At 68.7% G+C, this 21,883-nt stretch carries 21 protein-coding genes and 3 pseudogenes; 7 read left to right on the top strand and 17 right to left on the bottom strand.

The window, feature by feature from the left end:
* Window positions 1-44 precede the first annotated feature (44 nt).
* Complete coding sequence (locus B5557_RS01745; RefSeq protein WP_079664528.1) at window positions 45-3,038, top strand: AAA family ATPase; 2,994 nt, start codon at window positions 45-47, stop codon at window positions 3,036-3,038.
* Between the two features lie 359 nt (window positions 3,039-3,397).
* On the opposite strand, the pseudogene B5557_RS42460 reads toward B5557_RS01745, so the two are convergent.
* A pseudogene (locus tag B5557_RS42460) lies at window positions 3,398-3,799 on the bottom strand (IS5/IS1182 family transposase); the annotation flags it as partial.
* Window positions 3,800-3,876: 77 nt separating this feature from the next.
* Here B5557_RS42460 and B5557_RS43475 point away from each other — a divergent pair.
* Window positions 3,877-4,728 (top strand): helix-turn-helix domain-containing protein, encoded by an 852-nt coding sequence (locus tag B5557_RS43475; RefSeq protein WP_159424309.1) that lies wholly within the window; start codon window positions 3,877-3,879, stop codon window positions 4,726-4,728.
* 590 nt (window positions 4,729-5,318) lie between these two features.
* Here the strand turns inward: B5557_RS43475 and B5557_RS01735 are convergent.
* The 5 genes from B5557_RS01735 to B5557_RS44680 all read right to left on the bottom strand — a co-directional run bounded on the left by B5557_RS01735 (window position 5,319) and on the right by B5557_RS44680 (window position 7,111).
* Complete coding sequence (locus B5557_RS01735; RefSeq protein ID WP_079664527.1) at window positions 5,319-5,591, bottom strand: hypothetical protein; 273 nt, start codon at window positions 5,589-5,591, stop codon at window positions 5,319-5,321.
* Window positions 5,591-5,824 carry a hypothetical protein gene (locus B5557_RS01730; RefSeq protein WP_079657435.1) on the bottom strand — a complete coding sequence of 78 codons (234 nt, stop codon included), beginning with the start codon at window positions 5,822-5,824 and terminating at the stop codon, window positions 5,591-5,593. The genes B5557_RS01735 and B5557_RS01730 overlap by 1 nt, the downstream gene beginning before the upstream one ends.
* Before the next feature lie 309 nt (window positions 5,825-6,133).
* On the bottom strand, window positions 6,134-6,469 hold the full coding sequence (locus B5557_RS01725) for a YnfA family protein (RefSeq protein ID WP_055616634.1): 336 nt from the start codon (window positions 6,467-6,469) through the stop codon (window positions 6,134-6,136).
* An 11-nt stretch (window positions 6,470-6,480) separates the two neighbouring features.
* Window positions 6,481-6,825 carry a hypothetical protein gene (locus tag B5557_RS43470; protein ID WP_159424308.1) on the bottom strand — a complete coding sequence of 115 codons (345 nt, stop codon included), beginning with the start codon at window positions 6,823-6,825 and terminating at the stop codon, window positions 6,481-6,483.
* Window positions 6,806-7,111, bottom strand: a complete 306-nt coding sequence (locus B5557_RS44680) for a MerR family DNA-binding protein (protein ID WP_231976212.1) — start codon at window positions 7,109-7,111, stop codon at window positions 6,806-6,808. The genes B5557_RS43470 and B5557_RS44680 overlap by 20 nt, the downstream gene beginning before the upstream one ends.
* A gap of 113 nt (window positions 7,112-7,224) precedes the next feature.
* Here B5557_RS44680 and B5557_RS01715 point away from each other — a divergent pair, with 113 nt between their 5' ends.
* Both B5557_RS01715 and B5557_RS01710 read left to right on the top strand, forming a co-directional pair.
* On the top strand, window positions 7,225-7,503 hold the full coding sequence (locus B5557_RS01715; RefSeq protein WP_079664526.1) for a FluC/FEX family fluoride channel: 279 nt from the start codon (window positions 7,225-7,227) through the stop codon (window positions 7,501-7,503).
* Window positions 7,491-7,872 (top strand): annotated as a pseudogene (locus B5557_RS01710) (DUF190 domain-containing protein). Before B5557_RS01715 ends, B5557_RS01710 begins: the two are co-directional and overlap by 13 nt.
* Window positions 7,873-7,904: 32 nt before the next feature.
* Here B5557_RS01710 and B5557_RS01705 read toward each other — a convergent pair.
* Entirely contained in the window at window positions 7,905-8,423 is a 519-nt protein-coding gene (locus B5557_RS01705) for a hypothetical protein (protein WP_231976211.1), read from the bottom strand.
* 392 nt (window positions 8,424-8,815) lie between these two features.
* Here B5557_RS01705 and B5557_RS01700 point away from each other — a divergent pair, with 392 nt between their 5' ends.
* Window positions 8,816-9,595 carry a transposase family protein gene (locus B5557_RS01700; protein ID WP_079657433.1) on the top strand — a complete coding sequence of 260 codons (780 nt, stop codon included), beginning with the start codon at window positions 8,816-8,818 and terminating at the stop codon, window positions 9,593-9,595.
* Window positions 9,596-10,133: 538 nt separating this feature from the next.
* Here the strand turns inward: B5557_RS01700 and B5557_RS01695 are convergent.
* The 10 genes and pseudogenes from B5557_RS01695 to B5557_RS01660 form a co-directional block, all read right to left on the bottom strand.
* Window positions 10,134-10,811, bottom strand: a complete 678-nt coding sequence (locus B5557_RS01695) for a response regulator (protein WP_079657432.1) — start codon at window positions 10,809-10,811, stop codon at window positions 10,134-10,136.
* 31 nt (window positions 10,812-10,842) lie between these two features.
* Window positions 10,843-12,021, bottom strand: coding sequence for a sensor histidine kinase (locus B5557_RS01690; RefSeq protein ID WP_079657431.1), 1,179 nt, complete (start codon window positions 12,019-12,021; stop codon window positions 10,843-10,845).
* Between the two features lie 76 nt (window positions 12,022-12,097).
* Window positions 12,098-14,278 carry an MMPL family transporter gene (locus tag B5557_RS01685; protein ID WP_079657430.1) on the bottom strand — a complete coding sequence of 727 codons (2,181 nt, stop codon included), beginning with the start codon at window positions 14,276-14,278 and terminating at the stop codon, window positions 12,098-12,100.
* 855 nt (window positions 14,279-15,133) lie between these two features.
* Entirely contained in the window at window positions 15,134-15,970 is an 837-nt protein-coding gene (locus B5557_RS01680; protein WP_079657429.1) for a COG4705 family protein, read from the bottom strand.
* Window positions 15,967-17,064: an amidohydrolase family protein gene (locus B5557_RS01675; RefSeq protein ID WP_197697281.1), complete on the bottom strand. Its 1,098-nt coding sequence runs from the start codon at window positions 17,062-17,064 to the stop codon at window positions 15,967-15,969. The genes B5557_RS01680 and B5557_RS01675 overlap by 4 nt, the downstream gene beginning before the upstream one ends.
* Entirely contained in the window at window positions 17,061-17,222 is a 162-nt protein-coding gene (locus B5557_RS43465) for a hypothetical protein (protein WP_159424307.1), read from the bottom strand. The genes B5557_RS01675 and B5557_RS43465 overlap by 4 nt, the downstream gene beginning before the upstream one ends.
* Before the next feature lie 131 nt (window positions 17,223-17,353).
* The gene (locus tag B5557_RS01670) at window positions 17,354-18,271 is read right to left on the bottom strand and encodes a LysR family transcriptional regulator (protein WP_173877627.1); all 918 of its coding nucleotides are present in this window, start codon (window positions 18,269-18,271) and stop codon (window positions 17,354-17,356) included.
* Window positions 18,272-18,450: 179 nt separating this feature from the next.
* Window positions 18,451-18,723, bottom strand: a pseudogene (locus tag B5557_RS44675) (IS701 family transposase); the annotation flags it as partial.
* Between the two features lie 42 nt (window positions 18,724-18,765).
* Window positions 18,766-19,200 carry a LysR family transcriptional regulator gene (locus B5557_RS01665; protein ID WP_331716814.1) on the bottom strand — a complete coding sequence of 145 codons (435 nt, stop codon included), beginning with the start codon at window positions 19,198-19,200 and terminating at the stop codon, window positions 18,766-18,768.
* 343 nt (window positions 19,201-19,543) lie between these two features.
* Window positions 19,544-20,200, bottom strand: a complete 657-nt coding sequence (locus B5557_RS01660) for a TetR/AcrR family transcriptional regulator (protein WP_079657427.1) — start codon at window positions 20,198-20,200, stop codon at window positions 19,544-19,546.
* 174 nt (window positions 20,201-20,374) lie between these two features.
* Here B5557_RS01660 and B5557_RS01655 point away from each other — a divergent pair, with 174 nt between their 5' ends.
* Window positions 20,375-21,502, top strand: a complete 1,128-nt coding sequence (locus B5557_RS01655) for an oxygenase MpaB family protein (protein ID WP_197697280.1) — start codon at window positions 20,375-20,377, stop codon at window positions 21,500-21,502.
* Between the two features lie 94 nt (window positions 21,503-21,596).
* A complete protein-coding gene (locus tag B5557_RS01650; protein ID WP_079657426.1) occupies window positions 21,597-21,839 on the top strand; it encodes a hypothetical protein in 243 nt (80 codons plus the stop codon).
* Window positions 21,840-21,883: the final 44 nt, after the last annotated feature.

Here is a 21,883-nt window from a genome sequence, read left to right as displayed (position 1 = left end):
CACCACCCGCGGGGCATAATTTTGAAAAAGGGATGTACGGCACAGTGGCTGCGTGGTCGGACACCGACGAACTGATCCGCTGGGGTACGGCCGCGCGCCTGGACCGCACCAACGACGGTCTGCTTGGCCGCGAGCGCGAGTTGGAACAGGTCCACGACCTCCTGAGCGACCCTGACGGCCCCCGCCTGGTGCTCGTGCGCGGCGAACGCGGCGTGGGCCGCAGTGCGTTCCTGAACGCGGTCGGCGAGCGACTGCGCACACAGGGAACTGCCCTGCACGTGGTGGACAGTGTCCGAGGCGACGGTGAACGGCCTCTGCTACTGGCGCTGCGGCTGGTCATTGCACTCGAAGAGCACCGATCCGCCCCGCCACGGCAGCGGCCGGCCGGAAAGTTGGTTGCTCGAGCGCTGGCCGCCGTCGACCAGCGTGACTCCACAACGATGCACGCATTGCTTCGCGCTTCCCTCACCCAGGCCACGCCGCTCACCATCCTGGTCGACGACGTTCAGCATGCCGATCCCGACTCCCTGGCCGTGCTGTGCCGGATCGACTTCTCGCGGTTCGCGCCCGGTGTCCGGCTGGTGGTGTCCGGAGTGCGGCACGTCGCATCGGGCCCAGTCCGTATGAGAGAGGGCACGCCGGATGCCGTCGGCTTGGGCACCTCACGCCATGGACGGAAGGCCGGGGAGGCCCGGGCACCAGGCTGCGACGGTCCGGCCGGGCTCCTGGAGCGGCTGTCCGATATCGAGGGGGCCCGCACGGTGGAGCTGTCCTCCCTGGGACCGGATGACGTCACCGCGCTGGTCGCGCGGTGGTTGCGGGCAAAGCCCGACGCCTTCCTCGCCCGGCAGGTAGGCGAGTTGACCCATGGCATCCCGGGAGCAGTCGACGCCCTGCTCGCAGGCTGGACTCGCCAGGACGGGATCCGGGTCGCCGACGGCCACGCCTTCCTTGGCGCGAGGACGTCGGTACCGGTGCTGCCCGACGACGACCGGTTCGTCACAGCAGTGGACGCGCTGGGCGAGCCGTGTCGTGCAGTGGCCGCGGCGCTGAGCATCCTGTGGCCGCTTGGCCGGCCGGCCCTTCCGCTGACAGCGGCATGGGCCGGCCTGTCCGCCGACGCTACCTACGACGTTGTCCGCCACCTGATCGAGGCGGACATCATCGAGGAACAGCCCGGACCGGACGCAACCACGGTGCGCGGGTGGACCTTCCGTCTTCCACTGACAGCGCACACCCTTCGGGAGCGGCTGAGCCCGGTGGACCGCAGTCGGTTGTCCGCCACGGCGGTCGGAGTCCTCTGGAAGGGCGCGGACTCGGAACACCCCGGACATATGATCCCCCCGGCGCCGGGTCTTCTCGACGAGAAGGACGCGGCGGCCTACCAGGCAGACCGGGTCGCGGACGCGGGCAGCCTGGTCGACCGGGAGCGTGCGGTGGCCGAACTGACGGCTGCCGCACGGCGGATGAGGCCCGGCAACGATGACGGGCGGGCCCTGCGGTGGCTCCGGGCCGCCAGTGACCTGACCGAGCACGCCGACGCTCGCGATCTCGTCCTCCAGCAGTACGGGACGACCGCCTACCTGGCCTGCGACTACGCCACGGGACGGGCCGCCGGGGAATCGCTGCTGCGTAACCCGGGACCTGCGCTGAGCGACCTCGACCTGCAGGAGGCCGCCTACCTGGTCGTGGCGGTCACGGCCAACCAACGTGACTGGACCACGATGTCCAGGCTCGCCACCGCTCACTGGTGGGACGGACTGCCAGTGCCCGCCCTCGCCAAGGTGAGCGGCCAGTCCCTGGCCCTGTGTCACCTCTCACGATGGAAGGAGGCAGCCAATCTGCTCCAGCAGACCGAAACCGTGTGGACCACCAGCCCACGCGCACGTGCGGCGCCCGCCCTGGCCAGGGCCCTGGCCGACCTGGCCATGGGCCGACCAGAACTCTACCGGCGCGAACTGGCCATGCACGGCGCCCCCGAGCTGCCCCCCGGCAAGGTGTACTCGCTGGCGAGCGGCACGTTCGACGACCTGCTCACCAGCTACGACCTCAACGCAGCCAACAACCTCCTGGAGACCGCCGGCCTGACCGTAGAAATGCTGCCCCCGCTCGGCCAGTTCCTCTTCGACCACCTAACGGGCCGGTGGGATCAGGCATTGGAGTCAGCCCGCCGACTGCTGGCCAACAGCGAGATCCAGTCCACCCCGGTGTCGGACAACTCTCTGATGCCCGCGCGGACCGCGGCCATCCTCCTCGCCCGGGGCCGCGTCACCAGCGCCCTGCAGATCGTCGAGGAAATGCGCGGCCCCGGCACGAGTCCGCCGCAGTGCGCCCTGAACGCATCAGAAGCAGAAGTGCTCATGGCCCTCGGCGACATGGACGCAGCCGAGAAAACACTGCGCCGCGGGCTCGCCGCTGCACGGGAGCACGACCAGATCTACGGCACAGAGGAGCTGTGGGCCCTGCTGGCCGAGGTGACAGTCGAGGCCGGACGCACCGCCGAGGCGGCGACCTGCCTGGAAAGCCTGGGGCAGGTCGCCTCCCGCACGGGCAGCGGACGGGCACAGCTCAGGTACCTGCTGGCCTCGGCCCGGGTCCTGCGCCAGGAGGCCCCCGACACCGCCGGCGACCACCTGCGCGAGGCGGTGAACCTGGCCCGCTCCCGCGGCCTGCCCTTCGAGACGGCGACCACCCTCCTGGAAGCCGCCGACGGGGGTGCGGCCCCGGGCAAGCCCCTGTACGAGGCATACGAACTGTTCGGCATGACCGGTGCCGCCCTGTGGCGCTTCCACACCAGGACCTTGCTGCGCGAGGCCGGACTCACCATCCCCGGCCGCAAGCAGGCCACTGCCGAGAACGACCACCTGCTCGCCACCCTGCTCGCCGAACAGCTCACCACCCGCCAGATCGCCACCATCCTGCGACTGAACGAGGACGCGGTCGTCGGACGCCTGTCCCGGCTGCTTGCCCGCACCGGAAAGCGCTCCCGCACCGAACTCGTCACCGCCGTCCTCACGGGCACCCTCGACTCCCGCTGACATAACCAGGCCCTTGACCCGCGAGCCACCCGGCCGCCCACCCCCGCAGCCGTCCGACGAAGCTGGGCAGCGGACACGACGGTTCGCGATCAGTTTCCCTGTACTTAGCCGCTGAACGACCGAGACAGCCTGAACAGTTGATCACTCCTGCCAGCATGGTTACCCGCAGCAGCCTTGGCATTCGACGGCGCATGCTGGCTCGAGCTCGGACCTGAGGGAACGCTTAGGAAACACCCATGAACATGGACAAACGAGATGCGATTGAACGCGTGACGCATCGGTGCATAAGGCACGATTCCATCGCCGCGGGCTGGCAGCCCGACTTGTGGAGCCAAGAATCAAGGGAGTAAGACGTCGTTTCATTTGGTGAGACGGCGGTAGCTGATGAGGGCTGCGGCGATGCCGACGAAGGCCAGAAAGTGCTCGGCCTTGCGCTCGTAGCGGCGCTGCAGCCGTCGGCAGCCCGGCGAGCCAGGACACGGTCCACTCAACGACCCGACGGTGGCGGTCCAGCCGCAAGGACTCGATGCCTTTGCGGGCGGTGCGGTGGCGGATGCCTCGCTTGCGGAGCCATCGGCGCGGGCCGCGACGTGAGCGGACCGGTGGCATCCCGCGCACGAGCGGCTTCAACCCGAGGCTGTCGTGCAGTTGGCGCCAGAGATGCCCAGCGACAGAGGTAGACCGTTCCGGTCCGTGGCCAGGTGGATTTTCGATCCGTCTTTGCAGCGGCCAGTCCGATTCGGTCCGGTCAGTGGCCCCCTTCTTTTGCAGCCCTGAGGCTGACGGACCTGGCTCCTGTCACTCCTCGTTTCCCCGACCCCACGCAAGGGAAAACTACGTGATCATTACGTTGCGAGATCAATCCAGTCGGAAACTCGTTGTGGAAGAGCGAGCCGCTGGACACGACAGCGGCACCTGGACGTACCAATTGCCGGATCAGTGGTTCGGCATCGTCACGCCAATACGAGGTGTGTGTCAAATTGAAGGTCGAGAGAATAACGGTTGGCTACGTACCACGCTCGGGCCTGGAGAGGTCTGCCGGGTCGCACCCAACAACCTGATCCGGGTCAGCAGGACACCGCCCAGACGTCTCCCATTCGAAGTCGTTTATATCCAGCTTTCCGTAGAGGTCCTTCAGCGGGCACTGGAAACGCACACCGCCGCTCCTGTCCGTGATGTTTCGGAATTACAGACACTGCGCACCTTCGATCCACATGTCGCATCCATGGCGCAAGCCCTACTTCACGCCCGAAAGACAGGTGCAGGAGAGCGCTATGCCCAGAGTGCAGCCCACTACCTGGCTGAATATCTACTCCATCCACGCCGCGACGCCTCACCGCGCACCGGAGGTCTCAGCCCGGAACAGCTACAAACGGTGACCACATTCATGAGCGCGAATTTCTCCTCGAGCATCACGCTTGATCAGCTTGCCAAGGAAGCAGGACTCAGTCGGTACCACTTCCTGCGTCGTTTTTCCGCAGCCACCGGAAAGACACCTCTGCAATACCTCACCGAGTTGCGCATCGAAGCTGCCTGCTATCTGCTCGCAGTAGACAATGACCCAGTATCTCAAGTCGGTAGGCGCTGCGGTTTCGCTAACCCGGAGCACTTCGCCCGCGTGTTCCGTAAGCACGTTGGATGCGCGCCATCGCAATACCGGCAGCAAGGGCAGCGTGCCTCTTCCCCTTGAGCGGGTGTCACCGCATCGTGGTGACACGGATCCACCGTGATACTCGCACCCGTCTCTACCTTGAACGACCCACGAAACAAGTACCGGTAGTTCGTTGAATCCGGCGATGGTGTGGGTTGACGGCAGGTCAGGGTGGTCGTAGGCCGATGGTAGGAGTCAACTGGCTTGCTGGTCCCCTCGGCGCACCCCCGGACCTGACTGACCTGCCGCCTCCCAGGGAGCCCCGCCGGGCCCCGTCGGCCGCCGTCGGGGTCCGGGACTGTCAGGGTCGATGCGGACGAGGCCCGGGCCGGCGTCGACGAATGAGTCCTCGAAGTGCACGTCGTGCCCGTCGGCGCAACGAAGCACGGCATGCACCTCGGCGCCGCATCCTTTGTGGCGTGCGACGACCGGGGGCCCCTGCCCGTCGGCGACCCAGGCGTCGCCCCACTGCCGCAGCGCCACGAGCACGGAAAAAGAGGTCCGGATATGCCCCGGTCAGTCCATTATTGCCCCCGGGTGTTGCAGGGGGAGCCGGCTCTGTGGACTCGCGTCCGGACGGCGGCGCGGTGATGGGCGCAAGGCCGGTGCGCCGCGTCGGTCTGGACGGGCTAGACCTCGATGTAGGCGACGACCACGACGGTGCGCAGCGCGGTGACGAAGTACAGGACGCGCACCTGCTCGACGTCGTCGGTGTACTGGCGCAGCTGGGGGTTGGCGGTGTCGCCGGGGATCGGCTCGCCGACATCAGGGTCGACGGAGAGGACGACCAGGGCGCGGTCCAGGGCGTGGATCTCCGCCTCGGTGGTGATGTTCTCCAGCTGCTTGGCGGCGGAGTCGGAGAAGGCGATCCGGGCGCGGCGAGGGCCATGCTGCGGGGCCATCAGGCGACGGCCGGGCGCTGTGCGGCGAGCCGGGCGAGGTGGGCCTCGCGCAGCTCCTCCCACGGCGTGCAGTCCTCCACCGAGGGCAGCCCGTTGGCCGCGACGTCCTCCAGGGCGGCGGCGAATTGGTCGGCCCTCTCGCGGGTCTGGGCCGCGTACGCGCGTACCGCGTCGGCGGCCGCGGGCTCCAGCTGCTGCCGGGTGTGGTCGGCGGTGGCCGGTTGTTCGCTCATCGAGGGCTCCAGAGGGCAGAACTGGCGTCTGCTCCCACGGTATCGGCCGCCTCGACCCCAGGGGACCGGTCCGGACGAACGATTGTCTGTCCCAGGTGCTCCTGGGCAGTGGGATTCCGCGACGCTGTGAACGGACGAGGTACTGGCGCATCGTGGCCGGCTTCCAGGGGACGAAGCCTGCCTCGCGGGCCTCGGCAAGGGCACGCCAACGGTGCCGTCCCGAGCAGCCCCTGGATCTGCAACCAACCCGATTCGGCGAGAGTGTTCCTCTCACAACTGGTCGGTGGACTGAACTGCCCCGGCGCTTCTTCAGTGGCTGCGGGGCGCGTACATGATCACGGCCATGCCGGCGAGGCAGACCAGGGCGCCGATGACGTCGTAGCGGTCGGGCCGGTAGCCGTCGGCGACCATGCCCCAGGCGATCGACCCGGCGACGAAGATGCCGCCGTACGCGGCGAGGATCCGCCCGAAGTTGTCGTCGCTCTGGAAGGTCGCGACGACACCATAGAGCCCGAGGGCGATCACTCCGGCACCGATCCAGATCCAGCCTTTGTGCTCGCGAATGCCCTGCCACACCAGCCATGCCCCGCCGATCTCGAAGAGGGCGGCGACAACGAACAGGGCAACGGAACGAGCGACGGTCATATCGGCTGACCCTACCGACCGGCCGTGCCGGTGATCTTCGGCGGGTCCTTGGACGTCTGGCAGTCGCACCCACCCTCAGCTGCGGCCTTCGGCGCGCAGGAGCAGGAGCAGGAGCAGGAGCAGGAGCAGGAGCAGGGGCCGCGGCGCTGGCCAAGCCACCAGGTGCCGGCGGCGAGCACGGCCAGGACGACGGCGAGGGCGGGCAGCCAGCCCACCACCGCCCCGGCTCCGTCCCCGACGACACCCGGCGTGATCAGGACCGGCAGCGCGCAGAAAGCCACGCAGGCCAGCGCAGCCAGGCTCCCGAGCGCCTTCGGGGCGCGCCCAGGGCAGGAGTCAGCAGCAGGGTCCGGCATGGCGGTTCTCCTCGGCGAGGTCGGTGAAGGGGATGGGGCAGCAGGCGCTGGACGTGCACACGGTCAGGTCGTCGCAGCCCGCCTCGACGGCGGCGACCAGGGCGGTGCGGATGGTGGTCAGGTCTGCGATCTTTGCGTCGACCTCGGCGAGCTTCGCGGTCGCGCGCTGCTGAAGGCCCGCGACCGGGCGGCCGTGGCGGTGGCGGCCCGTTTCCGGCAACTCGGCGACCTCCTCCAGCGTGAAGCCCAGGCGCTGGGCGGCCTTGATCACCCGCAGCGCGGTCACCGCCTCACCCCCGTACAGACGGTGACACCCGGACTACGGTCGGGTTCCTCCAGCAGGCCACGCCGCTCGTTGTCGGCGGTGCGGTCGGGGCGTCGGCCCGCTACGGGGCGTCGCTGGTCGGCTGTGCGGTGATCGGCGTGTTCATGGTGCTGATCAGCGACGTGTGGGCGGCGCACCGGCTGGTGCGGCCGTTCTTCGGGACCGGGGTGCTGGGCGGGTTCACGACGTTCTCGACGTACGCCGTCGACATCGAGAAGCTCGTGAACGGCGGCCATCCCCGGACCGGGCTCGCATATCTCGCCGCGACCATGTGCGCGGCGTTGGCGGCGGTATGGATTGCGGCGACGGGGACGCGCCGCCTGGTGGCGTGGAGGCAGCAGTGGCAAGGCTGACGGGCACTGCCCTGCGAGTAACGATCTTCATCGGTGAGAACGACGTCTGGCATCACAAGCCGCTGTATGGCGAGATCGTGCACCGGGCGCACAAGGCCGGCCAAGGCCGGCGCGTCGGTGTTCCGCGGCGTGGAGGGCTTCGGCGCCCCCTCGCTGATCCACGCTTTGCGGCGGTTGTCGCTGAGCGAGGACCTGCCGGTGGCGATCGTCATCGTGGACACCGAGGAGCGGGTGCGGGCATTCCTGCCGAAGCTCGACGAGCTGGTCACCGAGGGTCTGGTAATCCTCGAGGACTGCATGTGGCTGTTTCGCGACACCGACCATCTGAACGCGGTGGTCCTGGACAAGCTGTGTGACGAGGATTTTTAGTTGGCACAAAAGAGGGATAGTTGACACCAAGATCACGATCGTTCTCCGAGGTGACGGCGCATCACCTCGATGCAGATGGCTCGTGCGGCGTTTGACCGGTCCCGCGGATACGGCACCCCGAGGTTCATGCCGCTGTCGGTGGTGATCGGCGGCTGGTCCCGGGCGAGGCTCATCTGTGCGCCGGCCTCCGCTCGGGCCGTGGCCACGAGCGTCGCATAGGGGCCCGCAACCGCCGAAGCCTCGATCTGGAGCCACGCCTGATGGAAGGCCATCTGGGCCAGTAGTTCGCTGACTTCGGCGGTGAGCTGTTGGCGTACGGTGGAGGAGGCTTTGGGGCGTCGCCGTATGCGGTACGGCATCTCCAGGTACTCCTCGACCGCCGTCAGGGCTTCGGCGAAGGTCTTGGCACGGCGTTCCCTGCGTACGGCCCACTGGTTGAGGATGTACGTGAGGTAGGCGCCGAAGAGGGCGATGCAGGGGACGATCAGTGCGGCGGTCTGGGCCCAGGTCCAGCCGCCGTCCGTCGCCTGTGCCGCCGCGATGACCGCCACGCACCACTCTCCAGCATGCCGTGAGGCGCATCCTCTACGAGCCACTGGCCGCCCTGCTCACCGCCGGTGAGCCGCCAATAGTGTTCGATCGCCTACCTCCGCTGATCAGACGTGTCTCAGTAATGGCCACCGGTAGTTCGTCTCACGATCTTGGCCACTGAGTGCACCTTCTTCAGCGGCTAACGACCTCGTGCACGGTTGGCCGTGGCTCAGCGTTCAGGTAGCTCGTTGAACGGGGCATGGTGGGGGCTGGGGCGCGTGAGTTGATCGTGGCGGAGTACCGGATCACCGGGTTGTCGCCGACGGTGATCGCTGAACTCGTCGCTGAGGTAGGGCCGTTGTGGCACGAGCTGCATCAGGCTCGGCTTAGCGCTCGGCCACGGCAGCGGGCGGTGGGAGCCGGGGCGAAGCACAAGTTCGTCTTCATCGATCGGCTGTTGGCCACGCTGGTGAGTCTGCGCCACGGCACCACGCACGACGTGCTGGCCTGCTGGTTCGGTGTGGACCGCTCCACCATCACCCGTGCCATCGGCGAGGTGCGGCCCCTGCTGGCGCAACGGGGCTGCACCGTCGCCCGGGGCATCCGGCTGCGCACTCTCGCCGAGCTCATCGAGTACCTGGGCGCCGGCGGGACCGGCATCATCGACGGCACGGAGGTCCGCGTGCGTCGCCCGGCCGCAGGCCGAAAGGACCGGGACACATTCGTCTCCGGTAAGACCAAACAGAACGCCGTGAAGTCCATGATCCTCACGGACGCCGAGGGGCGCGTACTGTTCTGCAGCCCGGTCCGGCGCGGCAGTTGCGCCGACATCACCCAGGCCCGGCAGCTGGGACTGGCCCAGCTCCTGGCCGACGGCCCGTTCCTCGAGATCCTCGCGGACGCCGGCTATCAGGGCATGGGCGCGCAGACCGGCGGACGCGTGCTGACACCACCACATCGCAAGTTCAAGAAGAACGCTCCAGCCTGGTACGAGGAAAGGCACGAGCAGCAACGCAAGGCACACTCCTCACGACGCATCCGGGTCGAGCACGGCATCGCACACCTCAAGAACTGGCGGGCTCTCGCCCAGCACCTTGGCCGCCGCCAGCACATGAGTGACATCGTCCAAGCCATCGCCGCACTGCTCTCCCACCAGCAGACCGCCACCCTCGACCACGGCCTTCAAGGGTGAACACCGACAACGCCGCACACCTCGACGTGCCACGGCCAACCGTGCACGAGGTCGTTAGGCTGCCGATGCCGTCTCAATGCTCTCCACGATCTGCGGCGGCAGGACGGTTCGGGCGGGGCCGCTGTAGGGGGATGCGAGGTAGTTGAGGAGTCTGGTCGGCCAAGGGGGACCGGTTCAACGCGGCGCTACCCTCTGGCGGACGCCGTCTTGATGGCTGTCAGGTATGTGCCTTCGCTGAGTGGCGGGCGGTCCTGGACGCGCTCCAGCTCAGTTAGCGAGATGCACCCCTGGTCGTCGGTCAGGCCCTCACCGGCCACGCGGCGTTGCGCTGACCGCCCCATCCCCGGTTCCGGATGCGGCGAGCGGCCTTCCCGCGTCCGGAATCAGATCCACCCCCGTCCGTTGACAGAAATCGTGCCGTATGTCGACCGATGCCGACGTCGGCATCGGTCGACATCGAGAACGAGGACCCGGTCCAGGACGCCGTCGAAGGCGTCACCGACGCCCCGCAGAGCGGGCGCCGGGCATCGAACCCGGTTCAGGGTTGGGTCTCTCCGGCGCGGACCAGGCCGCTTTCATAGGCAATGACGACGAGTTGGGCGCGGTCGCGGGCGCCGAGTTTGGCCATGGCGCGGTTGGCGTGCGTCTTGACGGTGACGGGGGTGACGAAGAGGCGTTCGGCGATCTCGCCGTTGGACAGGCCCGTGGCGATGAGGGTCATCACCTCGCGCTCCCGCGGTGTGAGGGTGGCCAGGCGGTGGGGGTCGGCGAGCGAGCCGGGGGACGGCTGGGTGAGGAACCGGGCGATCAGTTTCTTCGTCGCGACGGGGGAGAGCAGTGCCTCGTCCGCCGCGACCAGCCGGATGGCGTCGAGTAGTTGGGCGGGTTCGATGCCTTTGCCGAGGAAGCCGCTGGCACCTGCCCGGAGTGCTTCGACGACGAACTCGTCGACCTCGAAGGTGGTGAGGACGAGCACTTTCACGCCCGCCAGGTCCTCGTTCTGCCCGATGAGCCGGGTGGCCTCGATGCCGTCGACCTCGGGCATGCGGATGTCCATCACCACGATGTCGGCCCGCTCGGAACGGGCCAGTTGTACGGCTTCGTGGCCGTTGGACGCCTCCGCGACGACCTCCATGTCGGGTTGCGCGTCGATGAGCAGCCGGAAGGTGCCGCGCAGGAGGGCCTGGTCGTCGGCGAGCAGGACGCGAATCGTCATGGGCGGTGTTTCCTTGAGTTCTTTAGGCCGGTCACGCGGGCGCAGGGGTGAGGGAGAGGGGCAGTTCGGCGACGACCCGGAAGCCGCCCTCGGGCCGTGGTCCGGTGGTGACGGTGCCGCCGACGGCGGCGGCGCGTTCGCGCATGCCGATCAGGCCGTGACCGGTGCCGAGCCTCTTGGGCGCGTGCGGCGGACCGTCGTCCGTGATGGTGACGCGCAGGGCCGTGACACCGTACTCCAGGGCCACCTCGGCGTGTGCCGCGCGGGCGTGTTTGTGGGTGTTGGTGAGGGCTTCCTGGATGATGCGGTAGGCCGTCAGTTCGGTGGAGGGTGCCAGCGGCCTGGGGACACCCGTGCGTGACAGCGACACGCACAGACCCCCGCTGCGGACACCGCTGACCAGGGCGTCGAGGTCGGCCAGGCGGGGAATGGGGGCCCGGGAGCCGGGTGCGTCGTCGGACTGGCGCAGCAGGCCGACGGTGGCCCGCAGTTCGTCGAGGGCGGCCCGACTGTTGTCCTTGATGTGGGCCAGCGCCTCGTAAGCCCGGTCCGGGTCGGTGCGCATGAGGTGATGGGCCACGCCTGCCTGGGCGTTGACCAGGGTGATGTGGTGGGCGACGACATCGTGGAGTTCGCGGGCGATGCGCACGCGTTCCTCGGTGACGCGGCGCCGGGCCTCCTCCTCCCTGGTGCGCTCGGCGCTTTCCGCGCGCGCTTCGACCTGTGCGAGGTGCCGGCGGCGGCTGCGGACGGCGTCGCCCAGGGCGGTCGCCGCGATGGCGAAGTCGAAGCGCAGCAGACTCGTACCCACCAGGAGCGGCCCCTGATGGGTGGCGTCGTAGGCTCCCATGATCGCGATGGAGGCGGTGACGCCGGTGATCCAGGCGGTGCGTCGGTCGTTGCGGGTGGCGAGTGTGTACAGGGCGACGAGGCTCGCCGCCGGAGTGAAGGCGTGGTCCGGGGCCAGGGCCATGCCGGTCAGATCGACCGCCAGGGTGAGTACGACGACGGGCAGCGGCCAGCGGCTCCGGAACACCAGGGGGACGCAGGACAGTGCCGTCCACGCCACCCACGTTGCCCGGGGAGTGTGCCAGCCGGACGTTCCCGCGGCCGAGGCGGCCACGGCGACGAGGACCACCGCCACCGAGGGCAGCGCGTCCCTGATCCGGGCATGGTGTGCCAGCCACCGCCTCATTACTGTCACCTGCATTTCCTCAATGTACGAAGCGCGGGCCGACGACGGGCGGGTCACCCCAGCCTGTCGCCGACCCGCGAGTACGGCGGTCTCAGTCGGCCGGTCCGACGGGCTGCGGCTCCCGCACCGGGTGCGGCTGCCGCTCCGGTTCGTCCGACGGTCCCTCCACGGACACCCGCGGCAGTGCCTTGTCCAGCCGACGCGGCAGCCACCAGTTCGCCCGTCCGCACAGGTGCATGAGTGCCGGGACGAAAATCATCCGGATCAGCAGCGCGTCCACGGCGACGGCCACGGCCAGGCTCACGCCGAACTCGGAGATCACCCGCATGCCGCCGAACACGAAGGAGCCGAAGACGCAGAACATGATGGTGGCGGCGACGACGATCACCTTGCCGGTCTCGGCCTGTCCGACCCGCACGGCCCGGTGGTTGCCGCCGGTGTGGGCCCACTCCTCGCGCATCCGGCTGACCAGGAAGACCTGGTAGTCCATGGACAGGCCGAACATGATGCCGACGACCAGGATCGGTACGAACGACTCGATCGGTCCGGCGGCGCCGAGTCCGAGGAGCGAGGCGCCGTAGCCGTACTGGAAGACGACGACGATCGCGCCGAAGGCCACCCCGATGCTGAGGATGTTGAGGACGGCGCCCACGGCAGGGATGAGCAGGCTGCGGAAGGCGACGGTCAGCAGCAGGAACCCGAGCGCGGCGATCACCAGCACGAACACCGGCAGCTTGCCCAGCAGCACCGACGCGAAGTCGTCGTTGCTCGCGGTGAGACCACCCACGTAGACCTTCATCGACGTGCCCCGCTCTGTCGACGGGATCACGTCGTCACGCAGGTGGCCGATCAGGTCGGAGGTGGCCGCCGCCTGCGGGGAGGTCGTCGGCACGACGGAGATCACGCCGACCGTCTGCCCTTCCTTCATCGGAGCGGCGCCGGCACTGGCGATCCCGTCGACCTGCTGAAGGGCGGTGACCAGCTTCGCCTCGGCCGCCTTGTCGGCGACGGTGGGGGCCTGGACGGCGAGGACGAGCGGGCCGTTGAAGCCGGGCCCGAAACCGTCCGCGATCATGTCGTACGCCTGGCGGTTCGTCGACGTCGTGGGCAGGTTGCCGTCGTCGGCCGCGCCCAGACGCAGCGACAGGGTCGGGAGCGCGAGCGCCGCCAGCACGGCGAGCACGATGGCACCGAGGGCCTTGGGGTGGGTCTGGACCCGTGTGGCCCACCGGCCCCACAGACCGGTCCCGCTCGTGCCGCCGACGGGGGCGCTGCGCTCGCGGCGGCTGAGGACCCGGGGTCCGATCATGCCGAGCAGCGCCGGCAGCAGGGTGATGGCGGCCAGCACGGTCAGGACGACGGTGACGGCCGCGCCGATGGCCATTCCGTTGATGATGCCGACGTTCAGGGTGAGCATGCCGAGCAGCGCGACGACGACGGTCAGCCCGGCGAACACCACCGCCCGGCCTGAGGTGTTGAGGGCCTTGGCGACCGACTCGGTCGTATCCATGCCCGCCTTCAGGTTGGCGCGGTGCCGGTTGACGATGAACAGGGCGTAGTCGATGCCCACACCGAGACCGATCAGCGAGCCGAGGGTCAGGGTGGTGTCGGACAGCGTGATGACGTGGCTGAGCAGGATCACAGCGACTGCAGAGGTGCCGACGCCGACGATCGCCGTGAGGATGGGCAGCACCGCCACCCACACCGCGCGGAAGACGAACAGCAGCACGACGAAGGCGAGCACGATGCCCATGGCGTCGGCGACCGCGTTCGGGGCGGGGTTGACCGTGAACGCCTGCCCGTTCAACGCGATGTGCAGGCTCTTCGTCTCCGGGGCGGTCGCGAGTTCCTTGACGTGGTCGATCTGGGCGTCGGCCACGTCAAGGTCGAATGCGACCGTGGCGTAGGCCGTCTTCCCGTCCTTGCTGACCTGCGCCTTGCCGCTCGGCGCGTAGGGGCTGGTCACGGAAGCGACACCCGGCGCGTGGGCGATGCGTCCCAGCGCGCCGGTCATCGCCCGCTCGGCCGCGGGCTCGGTGACCTTGCCGTCCTTCAGCTGCCAGACGACCCGGCCGCTCTTGCCCGCCGCGCTGTTCGAGGCGTGCCGCAACAGGGCCGTGGCCTTCGCCGAGTCGGTGTTCTGAGAGGTCGGGCTGTTGCCGAAGGCGCTGCCGACCGCACCGACCCCGGCCCCCAGACCGATCAACAGGCCCACCCAGACCAGGACGACGGCGAGCCGGTGCCGGTGGCACCAGCGGGCGAGAGGGGACATCGACGAGCCTTTCCAGGGATACGCCACGTGAGCGGGCCGACGATCCCGGCCCGCTCTCACGTTCGCATCGCTGCGGCCTCTCGTCGTTGGGCGTTCGCAGACACTTGTCTCTACCGCGATCGCAGTAGACCAGGGGACGAACGGCTCCGCCTGACGGGAAGACGACGAAGCCGTTGTCGTTGCGTTCCTGCCCTTCGTGAAGAACGCCAATGGGGCGATGCACGGTGCCCGGGTTCGCGAGCGCCTTCGCCCGCTGTGCGCGGTGGACCGGCGACGCTCGCTCTCCGGTGACCTGCTCCTACTCCTGATGACGCTGGGAGGGGGGCTTGTTGGTGTGTTCCCGTCCACCGACGGCTCCGCAAGACCATGCTTGACCAGCGACTGTGCGGTTCTGCGCCATGCCCTGCGCGAGTACGAGAAGTTCTCCAACTCCCGTCGTGCCCGCCAGGGCAAGCGTCAGCAGGTCCCGCTGCGCCCGGTGCCCGCGCCATCCTGCTGCGCACCGACAGCCGCTCCGAGGCGGTCAACGAGGACGCCGTGCTGCGCTTCGACGGACTACTTCACCTGGCGGCTACCGTAGGCAGACGTCCCCGGAGTCGGCAGGGCTCCGGCCTCCCGCTGACTCCATCGATCCCCCGGAGCGTCGGTGAGAGCAGGGGCGCGGTCGCGAAAGACCCCGAGCCGTGCGCTCAGTGAGCGTCTCTCACTTCGGAGACGGCGAGGGCGCATGCGGCCGCCGCGGCGCGCGACGCGGTCGGCGTCCCGCAGGCTCCTGGCCGGCGACGCCCGGATCACGTCGGCAATGGGTGCCATGACCACGAGCGGCGGCGTCGGCCGGTCCCGCACTTTCCCTGGTCAGGCGTTCGGCGTCTCGGCGGGAGAGGCCACGCGCTGGGCGTCGATACTCTCGATCGGATCCTGCACGTCAGGGCGCTTGATCGCGAGATAGGCGACCAGGAGCATGAACAGTAGGAGCCCTCCGAAGGTGACCGCGCCTGACCCGAGGCCGATCCCACCGCCCCCTTCACCGTCGGCGTGGACGGGCTTGAGGAGCCAGTCGGCCACCGAGGCGCCCAGCGGCCGGGTGAGGACGTATGCCGCCCAGAAAGCCGTGACCGAATGGAGGGTTCCGCGGCGGTGGAGGATCCACGGAACCACGATGGCGACGCCGAACAACGCCATCGAGCCCACAAAGCCGAGTCCCAGGGTGCTGGCTGTCAGGTCACCCGCCGCGGTGCCCAGGGCGAAGCTGCACATGACGGTCAGCCAGTAGAAGGTCTCGCAGCGCCGCGTGGTGATGCTGTGAACCGAGAGCGTCCCTTCTGACCGGTACCAGAGTGCGAGTACAGCAGCGGTGGCAGCGGCGTAGCCGGCGGTCACCAGCGGCAGGGGCACGCCGACGATGTAGGTCACAATATCGGCTTCGGCCGTGCCGAAGACAGCGACGCCCAGGACCGCGGTCCAATACGGGACCGCCTGGTACCAGGACGTCCGGAATTGCCACACGAAAGCCCCGACGACCGCGAGAGCGGTGACGATCAGCGTGATCCAGTGTCCGCCCAGAAACATGAAATCCGAGGCCGACTCCCCCAGACCGGTCGTGAGCAACTTGGCGACCCAGAAGATCGCGGTGAGCGCGGGCACCTTGGCGTAGGGGTATCCGGTACGGCGCGCCTGGCTGGTCTTGGTCATGAACGCCTGCCGGAGAGAGCAGAGGTGGAACCGCCGGGAACCGACCTGCCCATCTGCTCATCCTTCGAACACCCGGGGACCAGCCCCAGCTTCTGCGCGGTGCCGCCGGCGATCGCGGCGCGGTCGGCCGGGTCCAGTCCGGCGGCGTCGAGGCGGGCAAGCGGATCGGGCACGCCCATGTCGAACGGATGGTCGGAGCCGAGCACGACCCGGTCGGCGCCGACGGCGGCGACCAGTGCGCGCAGCGCCTGCGGGCTGTAGACGAGCGAGTCGAACCAGATCCGGCGCAGGTACGCCGAGGGTGCTTCGGCGCACTGCTGGGCGTCGCTGCGCACCTGCCAGGCGTGGTCGGAGCGGCCGAGGTAGGTGGGCAGGTAGCCGCCGCCGTGCGCGGCGATCACCCGCAGGTTCGGGTGCCGGTCCAGGACCCCCGCGAAGATCAGGTGCGAGAGGGCGACGGCGTTCTCGACCGGTTGTCCGACCGTGTTGGCCAGGTAGAACCGGTCGAGTCGCTCGTCGAGCGAACAGCCGAGAGGGTGCAGGAACACCACAGCGGCGGTCTCGGCGGCCCGCGCCCAGAACGGGTCGAGCCGTGCGTCCGACAGCTCGACGCCGGGGGCGAACGAGGAGATCTCGACGCCCTTGAGACCGAGACCGAGAGCGTCGTCGAGAGCGGCGACGCACAGATCGGGATGCTGCAGTGGGACCAGTCCGAACCCCGCCAGCCGGTCGGGAGCCTGGGCGACGACGGCCGCCACACCGCGGTTCGCCGCTCGGCACACCTCGGTCGCAAGATCGGGGTGCGCCCAGTAGTGGTAGTGCGACGGGGACGGCGAGACGACCTGCACGTCCACGCCCGCCGCGTCCATGTCGGACAGGCGCCGCTCCACAGTCGTCAGCGCGGGCATGGCCGCCCGGACCATCTGCCCCGAAACTGTCATCGATTCCGCGCCGTGGCGCCGTGCCTCGAGCGCGTGGAGTTCGGCGAGTCCCGGCTCGTCGGCGACCAGCGCCTCAACCTCAGCGATGAAGCAGTGGGCGTGCACGTCGATCGCGAGGTCCCTGCCCGGGGCGGGCGTCTGCGGGGTGTTCACGGCTGCTCCACGATCGGGGAGTCCTGCCGTGGCGTGTGCACGGTCGGCCCGGGACAGGAGAGGTCCCGCCGGTCGGGACCCCAGTGGAGATCGACGACCAGCGCGGGACGTTCCACGTGAGCGTCTACGACCGTGGCGAGAGCAAGAGGAGCAACCATGAGCGGTCCTTCCGTTTACTGTGACGCCACTACTGTCTGCCCGGCCGACCACATCAGGGAAGCTGAAAAGACTGATGCCCTGTATAAGGCAGACGAATGTCGCGCGGGGATCACTGCGGCGGGCGGGAACGTCACGTCCGCCGGTCGAGGTGCCGGCTCGTGTCGGTGAGGACCGAGCGCAGCCACGCGTGCCCCGGCTCGCGAGTTTGCAGCGGATGCCACCAGAGCGCCTGCACCACCGGCACCACGTCCCAGGGACATGCGAGCACCCGGAGTCGGTGACGGGCAGCCAGTATGTCGGCCAGGTGACGCTGAATGAGTCCGAGTCGACGGGTCCCGACGATGTAGAACGGCAGGGCGAGGAAGCTCTCGACGACCGCCTGGACCCTGGGCTCGATTCCCAGTTGCTCCAGTTGCCGCACGGCGGAGAGGAAGCGGGTCGGTCCGTGGTGGGTGAGTACCCAGGGCAGCTCGGTGACGTCCGTCATGGTCAGGGCAGCACCGACGGCGTCGTTGTCCTGATCGACCACGCACACCCATTCGTCGGTGAACAAGTCGCTCGACGGCAGGTCGAACACGTATCCGCGTGGAACGATCATGCCGTCCATCCCGCGGAGCCAGTCGGTCGGGCTGTCCGTCACGGTGTTCGGGTGATTCTCGAACCGCAGCATGACACCGGGAGCCCGGTCCTCGAGCACCTGTGCGACCCGCGGACCGAGCACGGCCATGGCGTAGTCCGAGGCGTGCAGGGTGAAGGTCCGCGTGGATGTCGCCGGATCGAACACGGCCTCACTGGCGAACACGCGCTCGACCTCCTTCAGTGCGTGAGCCGTGCGGAGCCGCAGGGCCTGGGCGAGTGGGCTCAACTCGGACGTATTGCCTGACCGGACGAGCAGCGGATCGTCGAAGTGCCGCCGCAACCGGGCGAGCGCGCCCGAGAGGGCGGGCTGGGACAAGCCGAGGCGAGCGGCGGCGCGCGTCACCGAACGCTCCTCCAGCAACACGTCGAGCGACACGAGGAGGTTCAGATCCAGGTTCGACAACTTCACGGCGACCCCCGCATCGCTCTCATTGATGTGAGACATCAGCGAATTCAGCCTAACTTTTCACAGGACTCCGTTAGGTCTGTCTCGATCTTGATGTGCTGTGTGTCCGGCTGGGCAGGGGCTGATGGCAGGTGGTGCAGGTGCCGGTCCAATACCTCAGGACGTCCTGTAGTGCGTCGAGGACTTGGTAGAGAGTGAGACCGGTTCGGGCGCCTTGGGGCCAGGCGTAGTTCGGTGAGGAAAGCGTGGGCGGCGGTCACGAGGGTGACGTGGTGGTGCCAGCCAGGCCAGGACCGGCCCTCGAAGTGCCCCAGGCCGTGTTTGAGTTCGCGGTAGTTGTGCTCGATGCGCCAGCGAACCTTGGCCAGACGGACCAGGTCAGCGATCGGGGTGTCGGCTGGCAGGTTGGACAGCCAGTAATTCGGCGATTCCCATCCGGTCGCGGTCGGCCAGTCGGTGGCCTTCGGGCAGGACGACAGACAACGGGGCCGTCCACCTCACGCCGGAACTCGCGCCCGTCCGACCTGGCAGCGGGCCGTGGAAGTGGTAGGCGAGCGCCAGGTCCACGACATTCTGCCGACCAGCGGCAGGCTGCCCTCCGGCTCGGCCTCCACGACATGGAGCTCGGTGTCCGGGTGCGCGGCGGTCGGCCGGGCGGAGGCAGCGGGCAGCAGCAGCCGGCCACCGCTGGTGAATGTGGCGACGGTGAGCTTCGTCCGGCCCGTGTCGAGCCGCTCGACCTGCCGTCTGGCGTGCTCCAGCCCCGCGTTGACCGACTCGGCGGCCTCGACCATGATCCGTCCGGCCTCGGTCGGCGTGACCCCGCGGGTGCTGCGCGCCACGACCTTGCTGCCGAGGCTCCGTTCCAGCGCCGCCACCTGAACCGCCCTCGAGGAGGGCAGGGTGCAACGCCACCAGGTGAGCAGCGTCATCGACTCTCCCCTCTCCACCAGCCCGGCCTACATCACGAGGTCCACATGGCGGGCGAGGTGCCCCTCGTTGGCGGTGCTCCCCGTAGTGCGGTGCGTGCGGAGTGCGGTGCAGCCGCGTGTGAGCGGTGGACCGGGGCCGACAGGAGGTGCCCGATCAGCAGCTCGAGGGCGTTGAGCTGGAGTGGCCCGTTCTTCGCGGCCGTCCTGATCGACAGGAGTGCTCGGGGCATCAGGTGTGGCTTGATGTCGAGTCGGACTGCGCTGCGGACCGACAGTCTCGTTCTCCACACCGGCAGCGGCCTGTCTCACCGGTCCTGTGCTGCGCGTGACGGCCCGTTTACGTTCAGCGGCGGGCTTCGCCGTGCGCGGCCAGCATGCGGCGGACGAACTGCTCACATGTGGTGGACGCGGCCTCCAGGGCGAACGCCTCGGGTGCCACCAGCAGTTGGGCCGCGGTGCCGCGCAGCATCCCGGTGATCGCGGCCGCCACGCCGGCCGGGTCGACGTCCGTCCTGACCGTCCCGTCCTCCTGACCGGAGCGCACGTACGTCTCGACCTTGGCCCGGATGCCGCGGTCGAACTCCACGAACACCTCCCGCACGACCGATTCCTCGGGCAGGGACGCACCCCATAGCGCGAAGAAGGCACGGGCGGCCTCTGGCTCCCGGGCGACCCAGGTGAGGTAGGAGCGGACCAGCCCGACCAGCAACTCCAGCGGATCCCCGGTGAGGCCGTCGATGATCTCGACAATCCCCCGCTGACTCTCTCGCGCCACGCGTTGCAGCAGCACCACCTTGGATCCGAAGTGGTGGTTGACCAGCCCTCGGCTGTATCCGGCCTCCGCGCCGACATCCGCCACCGAGGTCTGATCAACACCCCTGCGCGCGACGAGCCGACTCGCGGCGTCCAGGAGCGCTCGTTCCGCCTGGTCGCGCCGCTCCTGCTTGGTGCGCGGCGGGGCGGGAGCTGCGGTTTCGGAGTTCAGCGGGGTTGACGGCATGTGCCGAGCTTACTATCTTCCAAATCATTGCTGAACGCTTAGCAAGCGTCTTTGAGGGAGTCGCCTCGGTCTCATACGGCCCGACTCGGCGGGCCCCTCGGGAGCGTTGCGCCGGAGACGACGGCCGCCCGGTCCAGCGCCTTCCTCGCCCATCGGTGAACAAAGGAGTTCGGTATGGCTGCCACAGACAAGAGCCCGAAGACTGCCGGCCGGGTCGACCCGGTCGTCACCAAAGAGCGCATGCTCGGCACCGAGTCACGGTGGCGCCGGTTCGGCGAGCCGACCCCCGCGGGCGGCTCCCTCAAGGAGGACGGGACGCCGGACTACGGCGTGTTCGGGCCGGGCAGCATAGCGTGGGACGTGCTGCTGCACCCGGCCACGGTCTTCTTCCAGAGCCCCGCGCAGTTCGTGCTCCAGCTGACGTACAAGCCGATCCTGGCGGGCGTGCGCGACTGGGACCCGATCTCGCGCAAGGCCCGCAAGGGCGAACTCACCATCTTCGACCGCTTCGACCGGCAGCAGCGGAACTCCGGGATCCACGCCCCCATGTGGCTCGGTGACACCCCCACCGCCCGCCGCGTTGCCCAGCACCTGCACAACATCCACGCCAAGGTGGCCGGTGACCTCATCGACATCGCCCATCCCGAGCTCGGCGGCTACCAGGCCAACGGCCCGCGCGAGGCCATGTGGGCGGCGCTCACCGAGATGCACACCATGCTGTGGGTCTACGAGAACCTCGCCTTCCGCGACGGCAAGGCCCCGCACCGCCTCACCCCCGAGCAGCGCGACCAGTACATCGCCGAGGTGGCCGTGTACTGCCGCCTCTTCGACTCGCCCGAGGGAGAGATCCCCACGACCATGGCCGAGCTGAAGGCGCTCTACGAGAAGTACGACGACATGTTCAAGCCCAGCCGGACCATGGACGTCATCCCCGCGACCGGACAGAGCTTCCACAAGATCCAACACGACTCGATCAAGAAGAACTTCCACGTCTCCCAGCTGCGCATCCGGGCCCAGTTGCTGCTGAGTCAGAAGCTGTTCCGGTACGCGATCCTGGGTGCCGTCTCGGGCAGGACCCGGCGCAACATGGGCATGGGACCGGTCAAGAACGCCATGGCCGTCGCATCGACCAAGACCATGCTGCCGCTGATCTGGCTGGCCCAGCAGCCGCAGACGGAACGCCACATGCTGCGGCTGATGTGGGGCCCCGACGCGGTGAAGCTGATCGAGTCGGCCCGTGAACTGCAGCGCCAGGCAAAGGCGGGGCTGCTCCCCGACGCACCGAACAGGACGGCGGCGTAGTCCGTCGCCCGTATCCCCTGACCCGCACCCTTTAATTTCCCTTGAAAGGCCGGGCTTCTCATGTCCCAAGCCGGGCCGGCGGGTTGAGGACGTCGTGACCCACAGCGGGGTCTTCCTCACCATCATCGCTGATCCGGGTTTCGACAAGTCGGCCGACCCCAGCGGGCTCGCCGAGCGTGCAAACGATCTCGCGGTGCGGGAGCGGGCAGGGTGGTCGACGCATGAGGCGGCCGCCTCCTGCACGCTCCAGTCGGCGGCCGGACTCAAGCCCCTGCAGCAGGCGCAGCAGCCCCCGTTCCGCGACGCGACCCTCCAGTTGGCCGAACTCGGCGAGTAGCACATCGCCCCTGTGCTCGTCGCCATCGACATCGTCCGCACCCC

The organism is Streptomyces sp. 3214.6 (assembly GCF_900129855.1).
Classification (GTDB): Bacteria; Actinomycetota; Actinomycetes; order Streptomycetales; family Streptomycetaceae; genus Streptomyces; species Streptomyces soliscabiei.
Note: the sequence above shows the minus strand (reverse complement) of the source record. Positions and strands in the feature narration are given on the sequence as shown.

Excerpts from the sequence above, each read along its gene's own strand:
- B5557_RS01735 (WP_079664527.1), bottom strand. The coding sequence starts at position 5,591 with ATGGCCCCGCAGCATGGCCCTCGCCGCGCCCGGATCGCCTTCTCCGAC.
- B5557_RS01730 (WP_079657435.1), bottom strand. The coding sequence starts at position 5,824 with ATGAGCGAACAACCGGCCACCGCCGACCACACCCGGCAGCAGCTGGAG.
- B5557_RS01725 (WP_055616634.1), bottom strand. The coding sequence starts at position 6,469 with ATGACCGTCGCTCGTTCCGTTGCCCTGTTCGTTGTCGCCGCCCTCTTC.
- B5557_RS43470 (WP_159424308.1), bottom strand. The coding sequence starts at position 6,825 with ATGCCGGACCCTGCTGCTGACTCCTGCCCTGGGCGCGCCCCGAAGGCG.
- B5557_RS01695 (WP_079657432.1), bottom strand. The coding sequence starts at position 10,811 with ATGACGATTCGCGTCCTGCTCGCCGACGACCAGGCCCTCCTGCGCGGC.
- B5557_RS01690 (WP_079657431.1), bottom strand. The coding sequence starts at position 12,021 with ATGCAGGTGACAGTAATGAGGCGGTGGCTGGCACACCATGCCCGGATC.
- B5557_RS01685 (WP_079657430.1), bottom strand. The coding sequence starts at position 14,278 with ATGTCCCCTCTCGCCCGCTGGTGCCACCGGCACCGGCTCGCCGTCGTC.
- B5557_RS01680 (WP_079657429.1), bottom strand. The coding sequence starts at position 15,970 with ATGACCAAGACCAGCCAGGCGCGCCGTACCGGATACCCCTACGCCAAG.
- B5557_RS43465 (WP_159424307.1), bottom strand. The coding sequence starts at position 17,222 with ATGGTTGCTCCTCTTGCTCTCGCCACGGTCGTAGACGCTCACGTGGAA.
- B5557_RS01665 (WP_331716814.1), bottom strand. The coding sequence starts at position 19,200 with ATGACGCTGCTCACCTGGTGGCGTTGCACCCTGCCCTCCTCGAGGGCG.
- B5557_RS01660 (WP_079657427.1), bottom strand. The coding sequence starts at position 20,200 with ATGCCGTCAACCCCGCTGAACTCCGAAACCGCAGCTCCCGCCCCGCCG.
- B5557_RS01655 (WP_197697280.1), top strand. The coding sequence starts at position 20,375 with ATGGCTGCCACAGACAAGAGCCCGAAGACTGCCGGCCGGGTCGACCCG.